Annotated in this window: 7 protein-coding genes; 4 read left to right on the top strand and 3 right to left on the bottom strand. The window is 69.8% G+C overall.

All coding sequences use genetic code 11. The features are described 5' to 3' along the window. The first annotated feature begins 309 nt into the window (after positions 1-309). Positions 310-933 (top strand): TadG family pilus assembly protein, encoded by a 624-nt coding sequence (locus K2X24_RS14030; protein ID WP_292499003.1) that lies wholly within the window; start codon positions 310-312, stop codon positions 931-933. Between the two features lie 52 nt (positions 934-985). Here the strand turns inward: K2X24_RS14030 and K2X24_RS14035 are convergent, their stop codons facing one another. Together K2X24_RS14035 and K2X24_RS14040 are read right to left on the bottom strand one after the other, a co-directional pair. Continuing rightward, positions 986-1,192, bottom strand: coding sequence for a hypothetical protein (locus K2X24_RS14035; protein WP_292499004.1), 207 nt, complete (start codon positions 1,190-1,192; stop codon positions 986-988). 259 nt (positions 1,193-1,451) lie between these two features. Then, positions 1,452-1,640, bottom strand: coding sequence for a hypothetical protein (locus K2X24_RS14040; RefSeq protein WP_243911686.1), 189 nt, complete (start codon positions 1,638-1,640; stop codon positions 1,452-1,454). A gap of 372 nt (positions 1,641-2,012) precedes the next feature. On the opposite strand from K2X24_RS14040, the gene K2X24_RS14045 reads away from it, so the two are divergent. The 3 genes from K2X24_RS14045 to K2X24_RS14055 all read left to right on the top strand — a co-directional run bounded on the left by K2X24_RS14045 (position 2,013) and on the right by K2X24_RS14055 (position 3,707). Next, a complete protein-coding gene (locus tag K2X24_RS14045; RefSeq protein ID WP_292499005.1) occupies positions 2,013-2,189 on the top strand; it encodes a hypothetical protein in 177 nt (58 codons plus the stop codon). Between the two features lie 141 nt (positions 2,190-2,330). Beyond that, positions 2,331-3,320: a phosphoribosylaminoimidazolesuccinocarboxamide synthase gene (locus K2X24_RS14050; RefSeq protein WP_292499006.1), complete on the top strand. Its 990-nt coding sequence runs from the start codon at positions 2,331-2,333 to the stop codon at positions 3,318-3,320. 102 nt (positions 3,321-3,422) lie between these two features. Beyond that, positions 3,423-3,707 carry a hypothetical protein gene (locus tag K2X24_RS14055; RefSeq protein WP_292499007.1) on the top strand — a complete coding sequence of 95 codons (285 nt, stop codon included), beginning with the start codon at positions 3,423-3,425 and terminating at the stop codon, positions 3,705-3,707. Between the two features lie 10 nt (positions 3,708-3,717). On the opposite strand, the gene K2X24_RS14060 is transcribed toward K2X24_RS14055, so the two are convergent. Beyond that, complete coding sequence (locus tag K2X24_RS14060) at positions 3,718-5,850, bottom strand: carbohydrate porin (RefSeq protein ID WP_292499008.1); 2,133 nt, start codon at positions 5,848-5,850, stop codon at positions 3,718-3,720. Positions 5,851-5,893 lie beyond the last annotated feature (43 nt).

Raw genomic sequence — 5,893 nt, forward strand, 5'->3', positions numbered from 1 at the left:
AACCACGAGGGGGCAAATCCTGGGAATAAGCCGTCGATGTCCGCGCAGGTGACGCTGCGCTGAGAGCCTCGTCTGCCGGAGACGCGGGATGGGACACGTCGATTTCTTCAAGCCGGGGGAACGGTTTCGACGCGACCAGGGCGGCGGCGTCCTCCTGCTCTTCGCCCTCTCGATGCCGACCCTGATGGGGTCTCAGCGCCGCTGCCCTCGCGTATGCCGGGCTGGTCGAGCGGCGCGCCGAACTCCAGCGCGCGGCCGATGCCGCCAGCATTGCGGGCGTCAATCAGTTCAAGCTCGCCAACGCGGACGATGCTGCCGCCATCAACGTCGCCCGGTCGATGGTCCTGGCGCAGGCCCGCGGCGCCGACGGGGGGCGCCCCACAGGTGACCGCCACCGTCCTTGGCAATCACTCCGCCGTACAGGTGACGGTGTCCGAGTCCGTGCCGCTGAGCTTCGGCAAGCTCATCAACATGGCGAGCGTCGACACCGCCCTCCGCTCGACGGCCAAGCTGACCGGGACGACCCGCCTCTGCCTCCTCGCCCTCGATCCGCTCGCTCCGGGCGCCGGGATCATGGCCGGCCTGCTGATCTTCGAGGATCGCTGGGCGCTGCCGGGCCTCCTGTCGTTACTGCCCCTCAATGGAAAAGGCCTCGCCAAGCTGGCGCCGAACGGCGTGGCCGTGCTGCGCGCGTGCCGGATCATCAGCGACAACGCGCGTACGCTCCTGGGCACGATCTATCTGCCCGTCGGCCGCCTGATCATCGATTCCAAGCGGCCGGTGGCGGACGAATCCGCCTACACGGTCATCATCGCCCGCATGATCGACCTCTATGACGGGCCGAACCTGATGCCGAACGCCCGCTACGACTCCACCGACATTCCCGTCCCGGACGGCGTCGGACCGAGTTCCGCCGACACGCAGCTGACGTAGTAGTCTCTGGCGGCAAGGCCCGACCCTGCGCAGTGGGCGCGAGGCCGCACCGTCAACGGGCCGGCTCGATATCCGCCGGGGACGGCTCGTAGGTGCACCAGTTGCAGTAACCCTTCTCCGCCGCCTTCGGCGCGTTGCGCTGGGAGCAGTGCGGGCAGATCAGCAGCGACAACCGCGCCCCGTTCAAGCGCGCGTAGCCGCGGCCCCGGAAGGTGACGTCCCTCGGTTCGGCGGTGCCAGAAGTCAGGGTCTGGCTCATGGGTCTGTCCTTGATGCTCGGCACGGTGACCAACGAGCGAGGCGGCGAGAGGTTCGCGGCCAAGCTGGGCAACCCGCAACTTCCGCACAGCTTACGGGATGAAGAGACAGCGATGATCCGTCTACCCTTTACCTCCTGAAGCTTGGAGGCCGTTACCTTCCCCCGCCCGGCTCCGGCCGCGGCGGATTTTTTTTCCCGCGGCCGACGCGTCGGGTCGCGGGGGCGATCGGACGGCATCGGGGCTGCGCGCCCCGGCGCGTCACCGGCCGCGGTCGTCGTCCAGTTGCTGCAGGAGTTCGGCCAGGCGCGGGTCGAGGGGCTCGTCGATCACCGGCTCGTAAAGGGCCTGCAACTGGCGACCCAGGCGCAGACGCGTCGCCTCGCTCAGGACCGGCCCGATGGGCTCGTCCGGAAACGCGCGGGACTCGTGCGGGTGATCGCTGGCCATGGGCCATAACTGGAGGGGAAAGCCGATCCGGCAATGGGCCGTCGGGATGAAGCGCTGGGCTGATCGGTGCGGAATGCCCAGCGTTCTGCACACCATGGACCGGAGGCCGGCCGTTCTGTTCGATCCTGTGCCAAGGCTTTCCGGTGGCTGCGCGAGGCCTTGGCGATCGAGACTTTGGCGATCATGCGCCCCGAGCGTTTTTCAACGGCGCGAGCCCGCGATGCCGAGCGTCGCAGACCGGCCGCGTCCCGTCGATGCCGGTGCGCGTCGATGCGCGCGCGTCGGTCTCCGTCTGTGGCCCGCGAACGCCGCAGCACAGGGAACGCATCGGACATCGAGAGATTTGTCATCCCGAGTAACGGGAGTTCGCGGATGACGCTTTTTCAGGTGAAGCAACGCTCGACCGGCGTCCTCCTCTGGGTCGGCCCGGCCGACAGCGCAGGGCATGCGCTGGACGTCATGGCTCGCGAAGCGGGCTTTCGCGATGCGGCTCACCTGCCGGTTCATGTGCGCTACGGCGGCTTCCGGACCGCGCGCGTGGCTTCCTGAGGTCGGTGGACGACGCGATCGGTCCGGCGCTCCCCCGACCGGGGCGCCGAACCGGCGGCGGGTGACTGGAAATCGCAGCGCGGTGCGCGCACAAGGCGGGCGACATCGCTGTCCCCGCCAGAGCCGCATGGAGCGTCCCGGATGGATCTCGCCGACCTTGCCCCGCACGCCCACCAGGTCCTGCGCGAGGCGACGCTGCCCGAACTGCCGAACCATTACCGGGGCAAGGTCCGGGACAATTACGATCTGCCGGACGGCCGGCGCATCCTCATCACCTCCGATCGGATCAGCGCCTTCGATGTCGCGCTGGCCGCCATCCCGTTCAAGGGACAGGTCCTGACCCAGACCGCGCGGTTCTGGTTCGAGCGCACTGCCGATCTCTGCCCCAACCATGTCCTGGCCTATCCCGACCCGAACGTCGTGGTGGGCCGCCGCCTCGACATCCTGCCCGTCGAGATCGTCGTACGGGGCTATCTCGCGGGCACGACCTCGACCTCGATCCTGACCCGCTACCGGGCCGGCGAGCGTAACCTGTACGGCCACACGTTCCCCGACGGGATGAAGCCGAACCAGCGCCTCGACCAGGCCATCATCACGCCGACCACCAAGGCCTTCGACGGCGGCCACGACGAGCCCCTGACCGAGGCCGACATCCTGGCCCAGGGCCTCCTCACCCCGGCGCAGTGGGCGACCGTTTCCGAGGCGGCCCTCGCGCTGTTCGCCCGGGGCCAGGAGATCGCCGCGACCCGCGGCCTGATCCTGGCCGACACCAAGTACGAGTTCGGCACGGATGCGGATGGGCGCATCGTGCTCGCCGACGAGATCCACACCCCCGACAGCAGCCGTTACTGGTTCGCGGAAAGTTACGATGCGCGCCTGGCCGCCGGCACGGCGCCCGAGAGCTTCGACAAGGACTTCGTGCGCAACTGGGTGGTGGCCCGCTGCGACCCCTACCGCGACCCGATCCCGGAGATTCCGGCCGAAGTCGTGCTGGAGACGGCGGCCGTCTACATCCGGGCCTACGAGACCATCACGGGCGAGCGCTTCGTACTGCCCGACCCGGGCGAGGCGCCGCTGGCGCGGATCCGCCGCAATCTCGCGGCCTATCTCGGCACCGATCCGGCCCCGTAGCCGGCGCGTCCGGTTCCCGACGCAGCGACGCTGCTTCGTATCGTCGCCTCGCCGGGAACGACGCGTCCGCTACCCTCGATCATCTGACGGCGCGGGGGATTCATGATTGCGGCGCAACTCCTCGGACTGACCGCTTTTGCCTTCCTGGCGCCACTTCCGGCCGAGCGCTACCGGCCGCCGGAACCGCCCCGCGGCGTCGGCTGGGCGGTCTTCGCGGTGGCGGCGCTACTGCTCGTGGTGACGGTGGTGCCGCTCAGCCTCGCGCTCGCCGACAAGTGGGCGATGGATGCCCATGCCGCGGAGTGCCGGGCCTCCGGCGGCCGCTTCGCCGCGAGCCCGTCGGCGACCGGGCGCGGCGGCTATCGCTGCGATCATCCCGACCGGTAGCCCGCGCGCGTCAGAAATCCGCGTGGATGCGCGTCGCGAAGAAGTCCGCCGGACCGCGATCGCGGTTGTAGGCCGGGTTCTCGATGTGCTGATAGTTGAACGACACCGTCAGGGCGTTGCCGAGGCTGAGCGCGTAATAGGCCTCGATGGCCCGCTCGGGGGCGTAGTTCAGGCGCCCGTCGCCGATGAGGAGGCCGATGCCGCCATTGGCGAAGAAGGCCCGGTGGCTCGGCGAGATTCCGTTCAGCGAGGTGCCGAGGCCCACCGTGTCGGCGGGCCGGCCCCAGGCGGTTCCCTTCAGCGAGACGCCGCCCGAGACGGACTGGTCGATGTCGGTGAAGGACAGGCTCTCGCTGCGGCCGTTGTTGGCGCTCACCCGGGCGAAGACCCCGAGATCCGGCGTCACCGCCTGTTCGAGGTTGAGATAGAAGCCGGTCTTGCGCCGGGCCGCGCGGGTGGCGGCGGCCGCGTCGTTGATGTCGCCGAACACGCCGGCCTGGGTCAGGCCCACGACCTGTCGGTAATCGGCGGTGTTGCCGACGTTCGAGAAGAACCCGATGCGCAGCTTGCCGGGCTGGTCGAGCACGGGCAGCACGTGGCGTTCCTCGAACTCGACGGTGGTGCCGGCCCGGCGGAACACGCGCGGGTCGAGCACGTCGCTCGACGGTTCCTTCGGCACCTGCGTGTAGGCGGCGCGGATCGCGAATTCGGCACGGTTGTACTCGACCATCACGCCTTGGGTGAAGCCGGGCAGGTTGGCGGGGAAGTCGTAGGCGCCGGATGCCCAGATGCCCCAGTTCATGAAGTCGACGCGCGGATCGTGGGCGTAGACGTTGCCGTCGAAGTAGTCGCCCAGCGCGAACTTGCCCGCCACCACGGTGATCCGCTCGATGTCGCGCCGGGTCGCGACCTGGTTCGGCCCGTCGGGCACGTCCTCGGTCTCGCCGCCGAGCCCGAAAGTCTGGCGCACGAAGTAGCGGTTGGAGCGCAGCTTCGGGAACGGCGCGCCCGCCTTCTGCGCCTCGCCGTTGACGAAGCCGGCCACACCCAGGGTACGGCTGAGGCCGAAACCCTGCGAGAATTCCGGGTTGTAGTAGAGTTCGGTACCCTCCAGCAGCTTGAGCCCCAGGAAGGCGGTGGCGGTGGTGGTCGACTGGACCTGACGGCCGATCAGGCTCGCCGGGCCGGTATAGGGCGCGCGGAACCCCGTCACGCCCTGAGCCACGAGGGTCGTCTGGCCGTGCAGCGAGAAGCGGTCGCCCGATCCGTCGCCCGGGTCGTGCGGCGCGACCTCGTCGGCTTCAGGCGGCAGCACGAGGCCGCCCGGGTGCCAGGACAGCCGCGCCATCATCTGGTTCGCGGTGTAGGCGGCCCGCGTCGCGACGGGGCCGCCATCGGGCCCGGGCAGGGTGCCGAGGCCGAAGCGGCCGCTGCCGCCGAGATCGAGGTAGCGGTAGTCGATCCCGAGGGACAGGTGCTCGCTGAGCGCGAACTGCACGCCGGCTCCGAGGGTGAAGCCGAGATACGAGAGGTCGCGGCGCGCGGTGGCGGCGCTGCCTCCGGCAAGGTCCGGATACGTCGCCAGCACGCGGACATTGGCCCCGGCCAGACCGAAGCTCGCGTAGACCAGCGCCCGGTCGAAGGCGTAGCCGAGGCGTCCGCGCAGGGTGCCGTAGGCATCCGTCTTGACGCGGATCAGGCCGAGGGCGGGGTCGATGTCCGCGTAGCCGAAACCGGGCGCGCTCGACGCTACGGGCCGCTTGAGGTTGGCCGCCGAGACATCGGCCTCGAGGCCGTAGAGCCAGGGACCGGTCTGCCAGTTGTAGCCGCCGAACAGGCCGCCCACCGCCGTCGTGGCGTTGCGGGCGAGATCCGCCCGCCCCGTGGCGTCGCCGGTCTTGAACGCCGGAACAGCGCGTGCGCCTATGGTCGTGTCGCGGAAGTTGAAGGCGCCGTAGGAACTGCCCCCGCTGCCCTGGAGGCCGAGATAGCCCCCCGACCAGTCGACGAAGGCAGGGACGGGGCCGGTGGCACGCAGGCCGGCCGGATCGGCGGCGAAGGCGCCGGTCGCACCCGCGAGGCCGAGGGCGCAGCCGGCGAGCCGCGCGCCGCTGGCGCATCCGAAGCGTTGCCGTCGTCCCATGCTGCCCCCTTCCGATCTCCCCTCGATATAGACGATGCTATAA

The sequence above is a fragment of the Methylobacterium sp. genome (assembly GCF_019750675.1).
In the GTDB taxonomy this organism is placed as follows: domain Bacteria; phylum Pseudomonadota; class Alphaproteobacteria; order Rhizobiales; family Beijerinckiaceae; genus Methylobacterium.